Source organism: Pseudomonas sp. GW821-FHT04C07 (genome assembly GCF_059420325.1).
This window is the reverse complement of sequence record NZ_JBWKTM010000021.1, coordinates 25,697-42,097: the sequence shown is the minus strand read 5'-3', so window position 1 is coordinate 42,097 and position 16,401 is coordinate 25,697. Positions and strand designations below refer to the sequence as shown.

The following is a 16,401-nucleotide window of genomic DNA, read 5'->3' as shown; positions in this document are numbered from 1 at the left end:
TTGGGTACACGCGCCTGCGTAGCAGCTGGCGAAGCCTGCGTTCGGCTGCGCAGCAGTCGCAATCCGGGACTCAGGTTTTACGACCGCTTCGCGGCCGAACGCAGCCTGGCGGCAGCTGCTACGGGAAGTGGGTGAGTTTGCTGCTAATGCTTGGCCTGTCATCGCAGGCCTTCGCCTTTGACCTGCAACAACTCAGCGATCAGCTGGCCAGGCCCGAGGTTATCCACGGCAGCTTCATTCAGGAAAAACACCTGCGTGCCCTGCCGCAGCCGCTGACCAGCAAAGGCACTTTCGTCCTGGCCAAGGATCACGGTTTGCTCTGGCTGCTCAAGACTCCGCTGCAACAGGACTATCGCATCAGCGCCAAAGGCATTGCCCGGCGCAATGACAACGGCTGGCAAATGCTGCCGAACAAGAGCGCCGGCGCCGAGCAGAACCGTATCTTCCTCGCCGTACTGCAGGGCGACAGCAGTGGCCTGCAACGGGACTTCGACTTGCAACTGCAAGGCGACGCCCAGCAATGGAAGTTGACGCTGACGCCGCGCTCCATGCTGCTCAAGCAAGTCTTCACCCGGATCAACATCGACGGCGGCACGCTGGTGCAACGTATCGAGTTGCTGGAAACCCAGGGCGACAGCACCATATTGCGCATGCAGGACACCACCCGCTTCAAACCTCTGAGCGAGGCGGAGCAACATGACTTTGCCGAGTGAACGCTGGTTGCCCCGACTGTTCCTCATCCTGCTGGTGGCCGTATTGGTCCTGGCCGGCTGGCAATGGCGCGGCGCTGCACCGCTGTCCGCCAACCTGATGGAACTGGTACCGGGCACTGCGCCGGATGCACTGGAGCTGCGCGCCGAACAACGCATGCAAGAGCCGCTGAACCGCGAAATGCTGGTATTGGTTGGCCACACCGATCGCCAGCAGGCCATCGCCATGGCTCAGCAATTGGGCGAGCGCTGGCAGGCCAGCGGCTTGTTCGAGAAGGTCCAGTGGAATCTGCAAGCCGACTTGCCGGCGCTGCGCTCACAGCTGCTGCGAGGGCGAGTGGTGATGCTCTCGGCGGCAGATCGGCAACAGCTGATCGAGCAGCCGCAGGCGTTTATCCAACAACGCGTACAAGCGTTGTTCGACCCCTTTACCGGATTCAGTCTGGTGCCGAGCCAGGATGACTGGCTGGGTTTGACCGGGCGTATTCAGAACAGCCAGCCGCAGCGCGGCGCGGTGCAACTGGATATTGGCAGCGGCGCGTTGATCGCCGATGCCGACGGCAAAAGTTGGGTGCTGTTGCGGGCTCGCACTCAGGGCAACGCTTTCGACATGCACTTGCCGCTGCAAGTGGCCGAGCTACTGAAACACAGTCGCGAACAAGCAGCACAGGCCAACGTGCAATTGCTCGCCGCCAGCGGCCTGCTATACGCGGCCAACGGCCAGCAACAGGCGACCCGCGAGATCACCTGGGTCGGCGGCGGTGCCACCGTCGGCATTCTGTTGTTGCTGCTGCTAGCCTTCCGCCGCTTTCGCGTGCTGCTGGCCTTCGTTCCGGTGCTGGTGGGCATGCTGTTTGGCGCCGTGGCTTGCGTGGCGCTGTTCGGCCATATGCATGTGATAACGCTGGTGTTGGGTTCGAGCCTGATCGGCGTGGCGGTGGATTACCCGCTGCATTACCTGTCCAAGAGCTGGAGTCTGAAGCCGTGGCACAGTTGGCCGGCGTTGCGCCTGACGCTGTCGGGGTTGACCCTGAGCCTGGCCACCAGTTGCATCGGCTATCTGGCGCTGGCCTGGACGCCGTTCCCGGCATTGACCCAGATCGCGGTGTTCTCCGCCGCCGGTTTGCTCGGCGCTTATTTGTCTGCCGTGTGCTTGCTGCCAGCAATGCTCAAGGGCACCGATCTGCGCCCGGCGCAGTGGCCGCTGCAAGTCGCACAATGGCTGGTGAACGCGCGCCAGGCCTTGTTGCGTCGGGTTCGCAGCCCGGTTCTGCTGGGGTTGCTGGTGTTGTTCTGTGCCGGCGGACTGTGGCAACTCACGACCAGAAACGATATCCGCCAATGGATCAGCACACCGCCAGAACTGATGAACGAAGCTCAGGTGATTGCGCGGATAACCGGTTATCAACCTACCAGCCAGTTCTTCCTGGTGCGGGCGGCCGATCAGCAACAACTGCTTGAGCGTTCGAGCGCCCTGAGCCAGCGTCTGGATCAACTGATCAACCTGGAAAAACTCCAGGGCTACCTGTCACTCAATCAACTGGTCAGCCAACCCAGCGAACAACAACGGGTTCGCGAAGCGCTGAACAAACTGCCGCAATTCTGGCAGCCGCTGCTCGACCTCGGCATACCGGCCAGCGCCCTGCAAGCCGAACTGACGCAGTTGCAGACGCTCCCCACCCAAGACATCGACGCAGCCCTGAGCGGACCGCTGGCCGAGCCGTGGCGCCCGCTGTGGCTGGGAGCCACCAGCGATGGCGTGGCCGCGATGGTCAGCCTGCAAGGGTTGAATAACGCGCAGTTGCTGCGGGTTCAGGCGCTGGATTTACCCGGCGTGCAATTAGTCGATCGACTGGGGGACCTGAACAAAGTCTTCGCCGCGACCCAGATCAGCGCCGCTGAATTGAAGTTGATGTCTTGCATCCTGATTGTGCTGCTGCTGATCCTGCCGTTTGGCTTGGGCGGTGCGCTACGGATCGTCGCACTACCGCTGCTGGCCGCGCTGTGCAGCCTGGCCAGCCTCGGTTGGCTGGGGCAGCCGCTGACATTGTTCAGCCTGTTCGGCCTGCTGCTGGTGACGGCCATCAGTGTCGACTACGCGATTCTCATGCGTGAGCAAATTGGCGGCGCGGCGGTAAGCCTGCTCGGCACCCTGCTGGCGGCAGCGACCACCTGGCTGTCGTTCGGCCTGCTGGCGATTTCCAGCACGCCGGCGGTGAGCAACTTTGGCTTGTCGGTGAGCCTGGGTCTTGCCTTCAGCTTCATCCTCGCGCCATGGGCCAGGCATCATGCCCACGCCACACCCGTCGCGGAGCCGGCAGCATGATGGTCGCGTTGTTCTGGCTGCTGGCCTTGGCGCTGTTCGCCGTGGCGACCCGTGTGGGTCGTCATTACGGTTTGATCCCGATCGTCAGCCAGTTGCTGCTGGCGACTTTCGGCCTGCCGCTGCTGATGCTGTTGTGGATCGAACCGCACTGGCAGCTGAGCGGCGCCGAACTGGTGTCGCCGGGCTGGTTGAAAAACCTCTACAGCCTGAGTTTCGCACTGCTACTGGGGCATATCCTCAGCGACGTGATCGACCTGCGGCTGGATCGTCAAAGCCTGAAAATCGCCCTGCCGAGTTTCTGCATTCCGTTCGCCTGCGGACTTGCCACTGCCTTCTGGATGTTGCCGAGCCAGCCGTGGCTGAGCTCACTGGCGGTGGGCTTGCTGTTCGCGATCACTGCTATTCCGGTGCTCTATCTGTACCTGCGACACATTGACTATCCGCCGGCGGCAACCCGCCGGCTGGTGCAAACCGCGATCCTGATCGACCTGACTTGCTGGAGCCTGTTCGCCATTGCCCAAGGCAGCTTGCACCTCAGTAGCTTACTGCTGCCGCTGGCCGGCGCCTGCCTGCCGATATTGTTGCGTGTATTGGGTATGCGTCAGCCGATGCTCCACAGCCTGGGCTTCTTCGGGCTGTTGGTGGTCGCCGAACACTACAAGCTCAACGCGCTGATTTTCGGCATCGGCTATCTGTTGTGCATGGCCGTCCTCAAGCTGCCACTGGTGCTGCCGTTAAAGGCTGCCTGGATGAGTCATATACAGACCCATATCGCGATTCCGCTGATCCTGACTTTCGGCATTGTCCAGATCAACGTACACAGCGCCATGGATAGCCTCAGCCGGGTTCAGCTTGGTGCATTGCTGGTCTTGCCGATCCTCAGCAAGCTGCTGGGCAATTGGCTCGGTCTGGGCTGGGCCGGCTCCTCCTTTGCCGGCGCCAGTCGCTGGCGGGAAAGCTTGCTGCTGAATATTCGCGGGTTGAGCGAAATCGTCTTTCTCAACCTGCTGCTGCAACAACAGCTGATCAGCCCGGCACTGTACTTCGCGCTGATGCTGATGGGCTTGATCGCAACGTTGCTACCGGCACTTGCCGGTATCCGCCGCATTCCTTCACACGCCGCCGTTTCGGCAAGGAGCCCCAGTGCCAACAGTTGAAATGGAACGTCGCCAGGTTGTGGTGATTGGAGCCGGCCCATCCGGTGCGATCGCGGCCGCGCTACTCAAGCGTAAAGGCCACGATGTATTGATTATCGAGCGTCAGCACTTTCCACGATTTTCCATCGGCGAAAGTCTGTTGTCCCATTGCCTGGATTTCGTCGAAGAAGCCGGCATGCTCGACGCCGTGAAGGCCGCCGGTTTTCAGATGAAGAACGGTGCAGCCTTCGCCTGGGGCGAGCGCTACAGCGTCTTCGATTTCGGCGACACCTTCAGCAACGGCAAGCCAACCACCTTTCAAGTCCAGCGCGCCGATTTCGACAAGCTGCTGGCCGATCAGGCCGAGTTGCAGGGCGTGGACATCCGCTACGGCGAAGAGATCATCGATGTCGACTTCAACCTGCCCAAACCGCAGTTGAGAGCTCGTCGCGAAGACGGCAGCGAGTACCGCGTCGAGGCCGACTTCGTGCTCGATGCCAGCGGATACGGTCGTGTGTTGCCGCGCTTGCTGGACCTGGAAGCACCGTCGAATTTTCCGGTGCGTCAGGCGCTGTTCACTCACGTTGAAGACCGTATCGACAGCCCGCGTTTCGAACGCGAGAAAATCCTTGTCACCACCCACCCGATCCATCGCGATATCTGGTTCTGGACCATCCCGTTCAGCAACGGTCGCTGCTCGGTGGGCGTGGTCGCGGCAAAGGAGCATTTTGAAAGCGGCTCCAGCGATCTGGATGCGTGCCTGCGCGGCTTTATCGCTCAAACCCCAAGCCTGCAAAGCGTGCTGCAGAACGCGGTGTGGGACACCGAGGCCAGGACCATCGGCGGCTATTCGGCCAACGTCAAAACCCTGCACGGGCCGGGCTTCGCCTTGCTCGGCAACGCAGCGGAGTTCCTCGACCCGGTGTTCTCCTCCGGCGTAACCATCGCCATGCGTTCGGCGAGCATGGCCGCCGGGTTGCTGCATCGCCAATTGCAGGGCGACAACGTCGACTGGCAGAGTGAGTTTGCGCGACCCTTGAAGCGTGGCGTGGATACTTTCCGCTGCTACGTCGAAGGCTGGTACGCCGGGACCTTCCAGGATGTGATTTTCCACCCCGGCAGCTCGTCGGAGATTCGCCGTATGATCAGTTCGATCCTCGCCGGCTATGCGTGGGATGAACGCAACCCGTTCGTCAGCGAACCCAAACGCCGACTGCGGATGCTGTCTGAAATCTGCGCGAGTGACATAACATGACCCGTCAATACTTCAGCGACAACTACGTCGAAGAAACCCGTTTCGGCCTCTGGTTCCTGCGCAGCCACACCTGGCAATACCGTGTGCTGCGGGTGGCAATCAACGATTTGCGCAAACTGTTCAGCGATGAGTTGCCGAGCAATCCGGTGCTGCTGGATGCCGGTTGCGGCCAGGGCAAGTCATTCCAGTACCTGTGTCAGGTGTTCGCTCCACAACGTCTGATCGGACTGGATGCCGACCCCCACAGCCTGACCGTGAGCGCGCAAGAGGCCCGTCGCCAGAACATCAACGTCGAGCTGATCGGCAGTGACTGCGCGACCCTTGCGGTGCCGGACGCCAGCGTCGATCTGCTGTTTTGCCACCAGACCTTTCACCACTTGGTGGAACAGGAACAAGCCCTCGCCCAGTTCTATCGGGTGCTCAAGCCTGGCGGCTATCTGCTGTTCGCCGAGTCCACCGAAGCCTACATCGACACTTGGGTGATCCGCTGGTTGTTCCGCCATCCGATGCATGTACAAAAGAGCGCCCAACAGTACCTGCAGATGATCCGCGATCAAGGTTTTGAATTCAGCGCGCAAAACGTGTCTTACCCTTATCTGTGGTGGAGCCGTTCAAAGGATTTCGGCCTGCTGGAACTCCTTGGCCTGCGCCGTCCAAAACCCTTCGGCCAACGGGAAGAAACACTGGTCAACGTGGTCGCGCGCAAACCCCTTGAAGGTAAGGTCTGATGATTCGCCCCCTGCTCTTGAGCTGTGTCCTGTTGCTGAGCGCCTGCGCCAGCCAGGCGCCGCTGCCCGAGAGAAACCCGAACCTGCCATTGCCGCTGCAATTGCACATCGAACGCCAGCAAGCCGAGCAACGCCAGGACTGGCTGCTGGTGATTCAGCGTGAAGGGCAAAGCCTGCGCTGGTCGCTGATCGACCCGCTGGGGATCCCGCTGGCCCGTCAGCGGCTGATTGACGGCACCTGGCAGGCCGACGGCTTGCTGCCACCCAACCCCGAAGCCCGCGAGCTGTTTGCCGCGCTGCTGTTTGCCTTGACGCCTGCGGGCGAACTGCTGGGCAACTATCCAACGGCGCAGCAACAAGGTTCGCAGCGCTCCCTCGGCCCACGTTGGAACATTCGCTATCAACAGCCTTTGGACTTTAAGCTGAACCTGCCTCAAAGCCTGCACTATCACATCACCCCGCTGACCGCCGAGACTGCGCCATGACGGCTTATTTGAATGCCCTCGGGCTGATCTGCGGTTTAGGCCGCAACAAGCACGAAGTCGCCCGTAACCTGTTTGCCGGCGACTGCTCGGGCATGCGTGTCGAAGCCGGCTGGGTACCTGATCGTGCGTTGCCCGTGGCGGCGGTACAGGGCGAGCTGGCAAGTATTCCCGCCGAACTGAACCAGCAAAGCAGCCGCAATAACCGGTTGTTGCTGGAAGCCGCGCTGCAAATTCGTGATGACATCGACCAGGCGATTCAGACCTATGGCCGTGGTCGCATCGGCATCGTCCTGGGCACCAGCACCTCGGGCATCGAAGAGGGCAGTCGCGCTATCGCCAGCTACGTACGCGACCGGCAGTTCCCCGCCGACTACGACTATCAGCAACAGGAACTCAGCTCCCCAGCGAACTTCCTCGCGGACTGGCTGCAACTGAGCGGCCCGGCCTATGTGATTTCCACCGCCTGCACTTCCAGCGCCCGCGCCTTGATGAGCGCTCAACGGCTATTGGACCTGGGCCTGTGCGACGCGGTGCTATGCGGTGGTGCCGACAGTTTGTGCAAGCTGACGCTCAACGGTTTCTCGGCGCTGGAAGCCGTGTCCGGGCAGCGCTGCAATCCGTTTTCAGTCAATCGCAACGGCATCAATATTGGCGAAGCGGCGGTGCTGTTCCTGATGAGTAAAAGCGCCGGCGACAGCCAGCCCATTGCGTTGCTCGGCGGTGGTGCCAGTTCAGATGCGCACCATATTTCCGCGCCCGAACCGAGCGGTCTGGGCGCCCTGCAAGCCATGGGTAAAGCCTTGAGCAACGCACGCTTGCAGCCCGAGCAAATCGGTTACCTGAACCTGCACGGCACGGCAACGCAGCATAACGACGCCATGGAAAGCCTGGCGGTCGCAGCGCTGTTCCCGGGCGGCGTGCGCTGCTCCTCGACCAAACCCATGAGCGGCCACACCCTCGGCGCGGCCGGGGCGCTGGAGGCTGCCTTCTGCTGGTTGAGCCTGTCCGCCGACAACACCAGGCACGCCTTGCCGCCGCACGTCTGGGACGGCCAGGCCGATCCCGAATTGCCGGCGCTGAGCTGGGTGACGACCGCCGATCGCCTCGACCAGACCACACCGCGCTACCTGATGAGCAACTCCTTTGCCTTCGGTGGCAATAACGTCAGCCTGATTATCGGAGACGCCCCATGATTGACTGGCCGCTCGCCGAACTGATTCCCCACGCTGGCGACATGATTCTGATCGATCAAGTCCTGTCGTTCGATGAAGAGCAAATCCACACCCGCCTTACCGTCAAACCCGGTGGTTTGTTCAACCAGACAGACGCCAGCCTGCCAGCCTGGGTCGGCGTCGAGCTGATGGCCCAGAGCGTCGCCGCCTATGCCGGTTGTCGCGCGCGCCTGCAAGGCAACGCCGTCGAGCTTGGATTTCTGCTCGGTACGCGTAAATTTGAATGCAATGTGGAACGCTTCCCTGTCGGCACCGAACTGACCATCCACGCCTTGCGCACACTGGAGGACGACAACGGCATGGGCGTATTCGAATGCCACATCAATGCACCCGGTATCCATGCCACGGCGCGCCTGAATGTGTTCTGCCCGCCTAAGCCGGCTCACTATCTTCACGAATCTCGGGAGTCCAGTCATGACTGAATCCGTACTGGTCACCGGCTCCAGCCGTGGTATCGGCCGCGCCATTGCTTTACGTCTGGCCCAGGCTGGCCATGATCTGGTGCTGCATTGCCGCAGCGGCCTCAGCCACGCCGAAGCGGTGCAGGCCGAAGTCCAGGCGCTGGGGCGCAATGCACGCATCCTGCAATTCGACGTGTCCGAGCGCGCCACCTGCAAAGCGATTCTTGAGGCCGACGTCGAAGCCCATGGCGCCTATTATGGAGTAGTGCTCAACGCCGGCCTGACCCGCGACGGCGCTTTCCCGGCGCTGAGCGAGGAAGACTGGGACGTGGTGATGCGCACCAATCTCGACGGTTTCTACAACGTGCTGCACCCGCTGATGATGCCGATGATTCGTCGTCGCGCCGCCGGGCGGATTGTCTGCATCACCTCCGTTTCCGGGCTGATCGGCAATCGCGGACAGGTCAATTACAGCGCATCCAAGGCAGGCTTGATCGGTGCCGCCAAGGCTTTGGCCATCGAACTGGGCAAGCGCAAGATCACCGTCAACTGTGTGGCACCGGGTTTGATCGACACGGCCATGCTCGACGAAAACGTACCGGTCGAAGAGCTGATGAAAATGATCCCCGCGCAACGCATGGGTACGCCTGAAGAGGTCGCCGGCGCGGTGAATTTCCTGATGTCTGCGGAAGCGGCTTATATCACCCGGCAGGTTCTGGCCGTCAATGGAGGCCTGTGCTGATGAAGCGCGTCGTCGTCACCGGCATGGCCGGCATCACCTCATTGGGCAGAGATTGGGAAACCATCGCCGCCAACTTCCGCGCCAACCGCAGCGGCATTCGGCGCATGGATGAGTGGGATCGCTTTATTGAATTGAACACCCGACTGGCCGGGCCGATCGATGACTTCAAGGTGCCCGCCCATTGGACTCGCAAGCAATTGCGCAGCATGGGCCGGGTTTCGCGTCTGGCGGTCGCCGCGGCAGAGCAAGCCCTGGCCGATGCCGGGCTGCTGGGCGATGCTTCGATCAAGGACGGCCGCATGGGCGTGTCCTGTGGCTCGTCGACCGGCAGCACCGACGAGATCAAAGCATTCAGCAAGATGCTGCTGAACTCGATGGCAGAGGGCCTCAACGCCAACTCCTACGTGCGCATGATGCCCCACACCACGGCGGCGAATATCAGCATCTTCTTCGGCCTCACCGGCCGGTTGATCCCCACGTCCAGCGCCTGTACCAGCGGCAGCCAGGGCATCGGTTATGCCTATGAATCGATCAAATTCGGACGTTTGCCGCTGATGCTCGCTGGAGGCGCCGAAGAGCTGTGCCCGACCGAAGCCATGGTCTTCGACGCGCTCTACGCCACCAGTCTGAAAAACGATGCGCCACACACCAGCCCGCGTCCTTATGACAGCGGCCGCGATGGCCTGGTGATCGGTGAAGGTGGCGGCATGCTGGTGCTCGAAGAACTGGAACACGCCTTGGCTCGCGGTGCACACATACACGCAGAGATCGTCGGTTTCGGCTGCAACGCCGACGGCCTGCACGCCACCCGTCCCGAGCAAACCACAATGCGCCGGGCCATGGAGCTGGCGCTGGAAGATGCCGGGCTTGCGCCATCCGACATCGGCTACGTGAACGGTCACGGCACCGCCACCGAACAGGGCGACATCGCCGAAACCCTGGCCACCAGCAGCCTGTTCGGCAGCCACATGCCCATCAGTTCGCAGAAAAGCTTCCTGGGTCACACCCTCGGCGCCTGTGGGGCGCTGGAGTCGTGGTTCAGCATCGAGATGATGAACCGCGACCTGTACGTGCACACCCTCAACCTCGAGAACATCGACCCGCGATGCGGCGCGCTGGATTACCTGCGCGGCGAGTTCCGGCAGATGAGCAACCAGTACGTGATGAACAACAACTTTGCCTTTGGCGGCGTCAACACCTCGCTGATCTTCCGCCGCTGGCAGTAACTGCGTTTAGTTGATCGTTCCCATCGCTCCGCGTGGGAATGCAGCCCGTGACGCTGCGCGTCACAATCCGGAGCGGACGCAGAGCGTCCAATGAGGCATTCCCACGCAGAGCGTGGGAACGATCAATGCCTGGCGCACAACGACAAAGGGCGCCTTTCGGCGCCCCATTCACAAACAGGCTGGCGTGTCATCGCCCCATGCCTGTCTGGCTCTGCGATGGCTGGTTACCCAGGATCCTCAGAGTCTCACAAGCCCCTTTCGGAAACGCGGCCAGTATTGCCCAAACCTTCACGGCGGTCATTCTTTCTCTTGCGTTGAACTCAGGTGCTGGCGTGCAACTTCAGCCCAAGCGCCTTGACGACTTTGAGGATCGTACCGAACTCGGGATTTCCTTCACCGGACAAAGCGCGGTAGAGGTTTTCGCGCGAAAGTCCGGCGTCGCGTGCAACCTGGGTCATACCACGCGCACGCGCAATGGTCCCAAGAGCCTTGGCTATGAAGGCCGGATCATCTCCTGCCTCCTCCATGCACGCGTCCAGATAGTTGGCCATGTCCTCTTCGGTCTTGAGGTACTCGGCAGAGTCCCAGCGAGTGAATTGTTCGGTCATGGGTTTTGCTCCTGCCAGGATTTCGCAATGAGCCTGGCTTGTTTGATATCTCGGATCTGACTGCTCTTGTCACCACAACAGAGAAGAATGACTAATTGTCGACCTTGTTGCATGAAATACACCCGATAACCGGGACCATAGTCGATACGAGCTTCACTTAACCCATCGCCAATCGGTTTGGCATCACCAAAATTGCCATCAGCCATGCGATCAATTCGTACCTGAATACGTATTCGGGCGCGGCTATCAGCCAGTTTCGACAGCCAGCCTGAGAATGTTGAGCTTCGAATAATCTCCGTCATTTGGCGAAGTGTAGCGCTTGAGCTACACCGCCTCAACTGACATTTTTGCTGACGGCTCTCAACGCACGAGCTGCCGCAGGCGGCGATCTTTTAAGGCCAGCAAGGCAAATCTCTTTAACTTGCAGGACATTTCCTAGAGAGTCCTTGCGCCTTAACCTACGGGCTCGGCCTTATGGGTCAGCAACTCGACAAACGCTTTGGCCATCGGTGAGCTTTGATCCTTTCTCTGCACCAGCCACACCGCCGAGATCGCTTGTGGGTCGAGCAGTGGTCGATAGACCACGCCATCGATGCGCATTCGCCGATAAGACGCTGGCAACACCGACACACCGAGCCCCGCAGCCACCAGACCGATGATGGTCATTGCCTCGCCGGCCTCTTGAGCGAAGTGCGGGCTGAACCCGGCATCACGCGCCAGGCTGAGCAGTTGCGTATACAGCCCGCTGCCATAGCTGCGCGGGAAAAACACAAAAGGCTCAGGGGCCAGCGCCGACAGGTACAAACCCTCCTCACTGCCGACCACCAGTGGGTGCTTGGAACTGAGTACCGCCACCAAAGGCTCGCGCATCAATTCGACCACACTCAGTGAATCCGGCAGTGGCAACGGTCGCATTATGCCGACCTGAATCGACTCATCCACCAACGCATCGGCCACTTGGGTGCTGCTCATTTCCCGCAAGTTCAGATGTACCGCCGGGAAGCGCTGGCGAAAGGTGAAAATCGCCTGCGGGATGTTCGAGTTGAAGGGCGCCGACGAAGTAAATCCGATCTTCAGTTCCCCAAGCTCTCCCAACTGCGCACGTCTGGCCACGTCGGCGGCTTTGTCGACTTGTGCCAATACCAACCGCGCTTCTTCCAGAAACAGCCGCCCGGCTTCACTGAGCTCGACCCGACGATTGGTCCTCTCGAACAAGCGCGCGCCGACCTCTTGCTCCAGCGCCTGAATCTGCTGACTCAACGGCGGCTGGGAGATGCCCAACACCTGTGCGGCGCGGCCGAAATGCAGTTCTTCGGCAACGGCGATGAAGTAGCGCAGATGACGCAGTTCCATGAAAACTCCATTAGGTCGTACAACCTATCAAACAGGTCGAACAATATATTGGAAAGAATCATTAGCCAGCTATATGCTTTTTTCATTGCCTGACCGGCTGCGCCCCTCCGAGGTACCCCGTGAAAACTGCTGTCGCCCCCCTAGCCCACGAAATGCCAGCTTCTGCGCCACACGATGGGGTCGCTGAACGGAGCGACATCTACATCGAAAAAGGCACGCCGATGTTCATGCGCACGGTGCTGGCGCTGTTTTCCGGCGGCTTCGCCACCTTCGCCCTGCTCTACTGCGTACAGCCGATGATGCCGCTGCTGTCCCACGAGTTTTCCATCAACGCGGCGCAGAGCAGTTTGATCCTCTCGGTCGCCACCGGGATGCTTGCCATCGGTCTGTTGATCACGGGCCCGATTTCCGACCGCATCGGCCGTAAACCGGTGATGGTCGCGGCCCTGTTCGCCGCCGCACTGTGCACAATCGCCAGCGCAATGATGCCAAGCTGGCAAGGCGTGCTGGTAATGCGCGCGCTGACCGGGTTGTCGCTGAGCGGGCTGGCCGCAGTAGCCATGACGTACCTGAGTGAAGAAATCCACCCGCAACATATTGGTCTGGCGATGGGGTTGTACATTGGTGGCAACGCGATTGGCGGGATGTGCGGACGCTTGATCACCGGCGTGTTGATCGATTTCGTCAGTTGGCACACCGCGATGCTGGTAATCGGCGGTCTGGCGCTCATTGCCGCGGCAGTGTTCTTGAAGATACTGCCAGAGTCGCGCAACTTCCACGCCCGCTCGATGCACCCACGCAGCCTGCTCGACGGCTTCACCATGCACTTTCGTGATGCCGGTTTGCCGTGGCTGTTCCTCGAAGGGTTCCTGGTGATGGGCGCCTTCGTGACGCTGTTCAACTACATCGGCTATCGCTTGCTGGCCGAGCCGTATCACATGAACCAGGCATTCGTCGGTCTGCTCTCGGTGGTGTACCTGTCGGGAATCTACAGCTCAGCCAAAGTCGGCGCACTGGCCGACAAATTCGGTCGTCGCAAAATGCTCTGGGGCACCATTGTGCTGATGCTGGTGGGGGTTGCTCTGACGATGCTGAGCCCACTGGCAGCAGTGCTGATCGGCATGCTGCTGTTCACCTTCGGCTTCTTCGGCGCGCACTCGGTGGCCAGCAGCTGGATCGGCCGCCGCGCCACCAAAGCCAAGGGCCAGGCATCGTCGCTGTACCTGTTCAGCTACTACGCCGGCTCAAGCATCGCGGGAACCGCAGGCGGAATGTTCTGGCACTACGCTGGGTGGAACGGCATCGGTTTGTTTATCACCGGTTTACTGGTCATTGCGCTGCTGGTGGCGCTGAAGCTGGCGAAGTTGCCGGTGTTGGCCGGGAATGTGAAAGCCTGAACCGCTAAAGATCTTTGCGATACAAAAACGCCCGGCATAAGCCGGGCGTTTTTGTTTTCGATGTTTGGTTATTCGTGATACTGCGCCGACAGCTCATGCACGGCGCGCAGGAACGCGCCAGCGTGTTCCGGGTCGACTTCCGGGGTGATGCCGTGGCCGAGGTTGAACACGTGGCCGGTACCTTTGCCGTAGCTGGCAAGGATGCGACCGACTTCGGCGCGGATGGCTTCAGGTTTGGCGTAGAGCACGGTCGGGTCCATGTTGCCTTGCAGAGCGACTTTGCTGCCGACGCGCTGGCGGGCTTCGCCGATGTCGCAGGTCCAGTCCAGGCCGAGAGCGTCGGCACCGGCGTCGGCGATGCTTTCCAGCCACAGGCCGCCGTTTTTGGTGAAGAGGATTACCGGCACTTTGCGGCCCTCGTGTTCGCGGATCAGACCGCTGACGATTTTGCGCATGTAGGCCAGGGAAAATTCCTGGTACGCCGCCGCCGAGAGGTTGCCGCCCCAGGTGTCGAAGATTTGCACAGCCTGGGCGCCGGCCATGATCTGACCGTTGAGGTAGGAGGTCACCGACTGCGCCAGCTTGTCCAGCAGCAAGTGCATGGCTTGCGGGTTGTCGTAGAGCATGGCCTTGGTCTTGCGGAAGTCTTTCGAGGAGCCGCCTTCAACCATGTAGGTGGCCAGTGTCCATGGACTGCCGGAGAAGCCGATCAGCGGCACGCGGCCGTTCAATTCGCGGCGGATGGTGCTGACCGCGTCCATGACGTAGCCGAGGTCTTTGTGCGGATCAGGGATCGGCAGGGCTTCAACGTCGGCCAGGGTGCTGACGACCTTCTTGAAGCGCGGGCCTTCGCCGGATTCGAAGTACAGGCCTTGGCCCATGGCATCGGGGATGGTCAGAATGTCGGAGAAGAGGATCGCCGCATCCAGCTGTGGATAACGGTCGAGCGGCTGCAGGGTGACTTCGCAGGCGAACTCCGGACTCATGCACAGGCTCATGAAGTCACCGGCCTTGGCACGGCTGGCACGGTATTCAGGCAGATAGCGACCGGCCTGACGCATCATCCACACAGGGGTGACGTCTACGGGTTGCTTGAGCAGGGCACGAAGGAAACGGTCGTTCTTCAGGGCAGTCATGTCGGCATCCGGAAAAAAAGTGCGGACATTTTCTCAGAGCTCGACGCAAAAGGCACGGCAAGAGCCGCGCCTTTTGTCTATCGGGTCAATTTATCGCAGGTTTCAACAGCTGATGATCGTTCCCACGCTCTGCGTGGTAACGCCTCTTGTGACGCTCTGCGTCACGCCGTCAGGGACGCGGAGCGTCCCGGGCAGCATTCCCACGCAGAGCGTGGGAACGATCGGAGTGGATCAGACGCCCAGGTAGTCCAGGATCCCTTCGGCGGCATTACGGCCTTCGAAGATCGCCGTCACCACCAGGTCAGAACCGCGAACCATATCGCCACCGGCGAAGATTTTCGGGTTGCTGGTCTGGTGCTTGTATTGGCCTTGTTCCGGGGCCACGACGCGGCCCTGGCTGTCGGTCTGGATGCTGAACTGTTCGAACCACGACGCAGGGCTTGGACGGAAACCGAACGCGATGACCACGGCATCAGCCGGGATGATCTCTTCGGAACCCGGAATCGGCTCCGGGCTGCGGCGGCCACGGGCATCCGGTGCGCCGAGACGGGTCTCGACCACCTTCACTCCTTCGACCCGGTCTTCACCGACAATCGCGATTGGCTGACGGTTGTAGAGGAATTTCACGCCTTCTTCCTTGGCGTTCTTCACCTCTTTGCGCGAGCCCGGCATGTTCGCTTCGTCACGACGATAAGCGCAGGTCACCGATTTGGAGCCTTGGCGGATCGAGGTGCGGTTGCAGTCCATCGCCGTGTCGCCGCCACCGAGTACCACGACCTTCTTGCCTTTCATGTCGACGAAGTCTTCCGGCGACTTTTCAAAGCCCAGGTTGCGGTTGACGTTGGCGATCAGGAAATCCAGCGCGTCGTGCACACCCGGCAGGTCTTCCCCGGCGAAGCCACCCTTCATGTAGGTGTAGGTGCCCATGCCCATGAACACGGCATCGTATTCTTCAAGCAGATGCTCGATGGTTACGTCTTTGCCGATTTCGGTATTGAGGCGGAACTCGATGCCCATGCCGGTGAAGACTTCGCGACGATTGCTCAGCACGGTCTTTTCCAGCTTGAACTCGGGGATACCGAAGGTCAGCAAGCCACCGATTTCCGGGTTCTTGTCGAACACCACCGGAGTCACACCGCCGCGTACCAGCACGTCGGCGCACCCCAGACCCGCAGGCCCGGCGCCAATCACCGCAACACGTTTGCCGGTCGGTTTGACCTTGGACATGTCCGGACGCCAGCCCATGGCGAACGCGGTGTCGGTGATGTACTTCTCCACCGAACCGATGGTCACCGCGCCGAAGCCGTCATTGAGGGTGCAAGCACCCTCGCACAGACGATCCTGCGGGCACACCCGGCCACAGACTTCCGGCAGGGTGTTGGTCTGGTGGGAGAGCTCGGCGGCGGCGAGGATGTTGCCCTCGGCCACCAATTTGAGCCAGTTGGGAATGAAGTTGTGCACCGGGCACTTCCATTCGCAATACGGGTTACCACAACCCAGGCAACGGTGGGCCTGATCGGCCGACTGCTGGGGTTTGAAGGGTTCGTAGATTTCCACGAACTCTTTCTTGCGTTGACGCAACAGTTTCTTCTTCGGATCCTTGCGCCCGACCTCGATGAACTGGAAGTCATTATTCAGACGTTCAGCCATGTTAAAACCTCATCAA

At 60.7% G+C, this 16,401-nt stretch carries 16 protein-coding genes; 11 read left to right on the top strand and 5 right to left on the bottom strand.

Annotated elements, in window-relative coordinates; genetic code table 11:
- The first annotated feature begins 146 nt into the window (after positions 1 to 146).
- Genes AC07UI_RS27750 through AC07UI_RS27705 form a run of 10 tightly spaced genes read left to right on the top strand, consistent with a single transcriptional unit; the run spans position 147 to position 10,241 of the window.
- The gene (locus AC07UI_RS27750; RefSeq protein ID WP_494995527.1) at positions 147 to 713 is read left to right on the top strand and encodes an outer membrane lipoprotein carrier protein LolA; all 567 of its coding nucleotides are present in this window, start codon (positions 147 to 149) and stop codon (positions 711 to 713) included.
- Complete coding sequence (locus AC07UI_RS27745) at positions 697 to 3,036, top strand: MMPL family transporter (RefSeq protein ID WP_494995498.1); 2,340 nt, start codon at positions 697 to 699, stop codon at positions 3,034 to 3,036. The genes AC07UI_RS27750 and AC07UI_RS27745 overlap by 17 nt, the downstream gene beginning before the upstream one ends.
- A complete protein-coding gene (locus tag AC07UI_RS27740; RefSeq protein WP_494995497.1) occupies positions 3,033 to 4,193 on the top strand; it encodes a cation:proton antiporter in 1,161 nt (386 codons plus the stop codon). Before AC07UI_RS27745 ends, AC07UI_RS27740 begins: the two co-directional genes overlap by 4 nt.
- Positions 4,180 to 5,427 (top strand): NAD(P)/FAD-dependent oxidoreductase, encoded by a 1,248-nt coding sequence (locus tag AC07UI_RS27735; RefSeq protein WP_494995496.1) that lies wholly within the window; start codon positions 4,180 to 4,182, stop codon positions 5,425 to 5,427. Before AC07UI_RS27740 ends, AC07UI_RS27735 begins: the two co-directional genes overlap by 14 nt.
- Positions 5,424 to 6,155: a class I SAM-dependent methyltransferase gene (locus tag AC07UI_RS27730; protein ID WP_494995495.1), complete on the top strand. Its 732-nt coding sequence runs from the start codon at positions 5,424 to 5,426 to the stop codon at positions 6,153 to 6,155. Before AC07UI_RS27735 ends, AC07UI_RS27730 begins: the two co-directional genes overlap by 4 nt.
- The gene (locus AC07UI_RS27725; RefSeq protein ID WP_494995494.1) at positions 6,155 to 6,640 is read left to right on the top strand and encodes a hypothetical protein; all 486 of its coding nucleotides are present in this window, start codon (positions 6,155 to 6,157) and stop codon (positions 6,638 to 6,640) included. Before AC07UI_RS27730 ends, AC07UI_RS27725 begins: the two co-directional genes overlap by 1 nt.
- Positions 6,637 to 7,833, top strand: a complete 1,197-nt coding sequence (locus AC07UI_RS27720) for a beta-ketoacyl-[acyl-carrier-protein] synthase family protein (protein WP_494995493.1) — start codon at positions 6,637 to 6,639, stop codon at positions 7,831 to 7,833. The genes AC07UI_RS27725 and AC07UI_RS27720 overlap by 4 nt, the downstream gene beginning before the upstream one ends.
- Entirely contained in the window at positions 7,830 to 8,294 is a 465-nt protein-coding gene (locus tag AC07UI_RS27715) for a hotdog family protein (protein WP_494995492.1), read from the top strand. The genes AC07UI_RS27720 and AC07UI_RS27715 overlap by 4 nt, the downstream gene beginning before the upstream one ends.
- Positions 8,287 to 9,015, top strand: a complete 729-nt coding sequence (gene fabG, locus AC07UI_RS27710) for a 3-oxoacyl-ACP reductase FabG (protein WP_494995491.1) — start codon at positions 8,287 to 8,289, stop codon at positions 9,013 to 9,015. Before AC07UI_RS27715 ends, fabG begins: the two co-directional genes overlap by 8 nt.
- Positions 9,015 to 10,241 carry a beta-ketoacyl-ACP synthase gene (locus tag AC07UI_RS27705; protein WP_494995490.1) on the top strand — a complete coding sequence of 409 codons (1,227 nt, stop codon included), beginning with the start codon at positions 9,015 to 9,017 and terminating at the stop codon, positions 10,239 to 10,241. The genes fabG and AC07UI_RS27705 overlap by 1 nt, the downstream gene beginning before the upstream one ends.
- A 320-nt stretch (positions 10,242 to 10,561) precedes the next feature.
- On the opposite strand, the gene AC07UI_RS27700 is transcribed toward AC07UI_RS27705, so the two are convergent.
- The 3 genes from AC07UI_RS27700 to AC07UI_RS27690 form a co-directional block, all read right to left on the bottom strand.
- Positions 10,562 to 10,849: an addiction module antidote protein gene (locus AC07UI_RS27700; RefSeq protein ID WP_092395574.1), complete on the bottom strand. Its 288-nt coding sequence runs from the start codon at positions 10,847 to 10,849 to the stop codon at positions 10,562 to 10,564.
- Positions 10,846 to 11,151 (bottom strand): type II toxin-antitoxin system RelE/ParE family toxin, encoded by a 306-nt coding sequence (locus AC07UI_RS27695; protein WP_494995489.1) that lies wholly within the window; start codon positions 11,149 to 11,151, stop codon positions 10,846 to 10,848. The genes AC07UI_RS27700 and AC07UI_RS27695 overlap by 4 nt, the downstream gene beginning before the upstream one ends.
- A gap of 151 nt (positions 11,152 to 11,302) precedes the next feature.
- Positions 11,303 to 12,202 carry a LysR family transcriptional regulator gene (locus AC07UI_RS27690; RefSeq protein ID WP_494995488.1) on the bottom strand — a complete coding sequence of 300 codons (900 nt, stop codon included), beginning with the start codon at positions 12,200 to 12,202 and terminating at the stop codon, positions 11,303 to 11,305.
- Between the two features lie 152 nt (positions 12,203 to 12,354).
- Between AC07UI_RS27690 and AC07UI_RS27685 the strand changes: the two genes are divergently transcribed.
- Complete coding sequence (locus AC07UI_RS27685; protein WP_494995487.1) at positions 12,355 to 13,599, top strand: MFS transporter; 1,245 nt, start codon at positions 12,355 to 12,357, stop codon at positions 13,597 to 13,599.
- A 68-nt stretch (positions 13,600 to 13,667) separates the two neighbouring features.
- Here the strand turns inward: AC07UI_RS27685 and hemE are convergent, their stop codons facing one another.
- Both hemE and AC07UI_RS27675 read right to left on the bottom strand, forming a co-directional pair.
- Complete coding sequence (gene hemE, locus AC07UI_RS27680; RefSeq protein ID WP_494995486.1) at positions 13,668 to 14,735, bottom strand: uroporphyrinogen decarboxylase; 1,068 nt, start codon at positions 14,733 to 14,735, stop codon at positions 13,668 to 13,670.
- A 231-nt stretch (positions 14,736 to 14,966) separates the two neighbouring features.
- The gene (locus AC07UI_RS27675; RefSeq protein WP_494995485.1) at positions 14,967 to 16,385 is read right to left on the bottom strand and encodes an FAD-dependent oxidoreductase; all 1,419 of its coding nucleotides are present in this window, start codon (positions 16,383 to 16,385) and stop codon (positions 14,967 to 14,969) included.
- Positions 16,386 to 16,401: the final 16 nt, after the last annotated feature.

Bases quoted from the DNA above. Each gene is read 5' to 3' on its own strand.
- AC07UI_RS27750 (WP_494995527.1), top strand. From the start codon at position 147: ATGCTTGGCCTGTCATCGCAGGCCTTCGCCTTTGACCTGCAACAACTC.
- AC07UI_RS27745 (WP_494995498.1), top strand. From the start codon at position 697: ATGACTTTGCCGAGTGAACGCTGGTTGCCCCGACTGTTCCTCATCCTG.
- AC07UI_RS27740 (WP_494995497.1), top strand. From the start codon at position 3,033: ATGATGGTCGCGTTGTTCTGGCTGCTGGCCTTGGCGCTGTTCGCCGTG.
- AC07UI_RS27730 (WP_494995495.1), top strand. From the start codon at position 5,424: ATGACCCGTCAATACTTCAGCGACAACTACGTCGAAGAAACCCGTTTC.
- AC07UI_RS27725 (WP_494995494.1), top strand. From the start codon at position 6,155: ATGATTCGCCCCCTGCTCTTGAGCTGTGTCCTGTTGCTGAGCGCCTGC.
- AC07UI_RS27720 (WP_494995493.1), top strand. From the start codon at position 6,637: ATGACGGCTTATTTGAATGCCCTCGGGCTGATCTGCGGTTTAGGCCGC.
- AC07UI_RS27715 (WP_494995492.1), top strand. From the start codon at position 7,830: ATGATTGACTGGCCGCTCGCCGAACTGATTCCCCACGCTGGCGACATG.
- fabG (WP_494995491.1), top strand. From the start codon at position 8,287: ATGACTGAATCCGTACTGGTCACCGGCTCCAGCCGTGGTATCGGCCGC.
- AC07UI_RS27705 (WP_494995490.1), top strand. From the start codon at position 9,015: ATGAAGCGCGTCGTCGTCACCGGCATGGCCGGCATCACCTCATTGGGC.
- AC07UI_RS27700 (WP_092395574.1), bottom strand. From the start codon at position 10,849: ATGACCGAACAATTCACTCGCTGGGACTCTGCCGAGTACCTCAAGACC.
- AC07UI_RS27695 (WP_494995489.1), bottom strand. From the start codon at position 11,151: ATGACGGAGATTATTCGAAGCTCAACATTCTCAGGCTGGCTGTCGAAA.
- AC07UI_RS27690 (WP_494995488.1), bottom strand. From the start codon at position 12,202: ATGGAACTGCGTCATCTGCGCTACTTCATCGCCGTTGCCGAAGAACTG.
- AC07UI_RS27685 (WP_494995487.1), top strand. From the start codon at position 12,355: ATGCCAGCTTCTGCGCCACACGATGGGGTCGCTGAACGGAGCGACATC.
- hemE (WP_494995486.1), bottom strand. From the start codon at position 14,735: ATGACTGCCCTGAAGAACGACCGTTTCCTTCGTGCCCTGCTCAAGCAA.
- AC07UI_RS27675 (WP_494995485.1), bottom strand. From the start codon at position 16,385: ATGGCTGAACGTCTGAATAATGACTTCCAGTTCATCGAGGTCGGGCGC.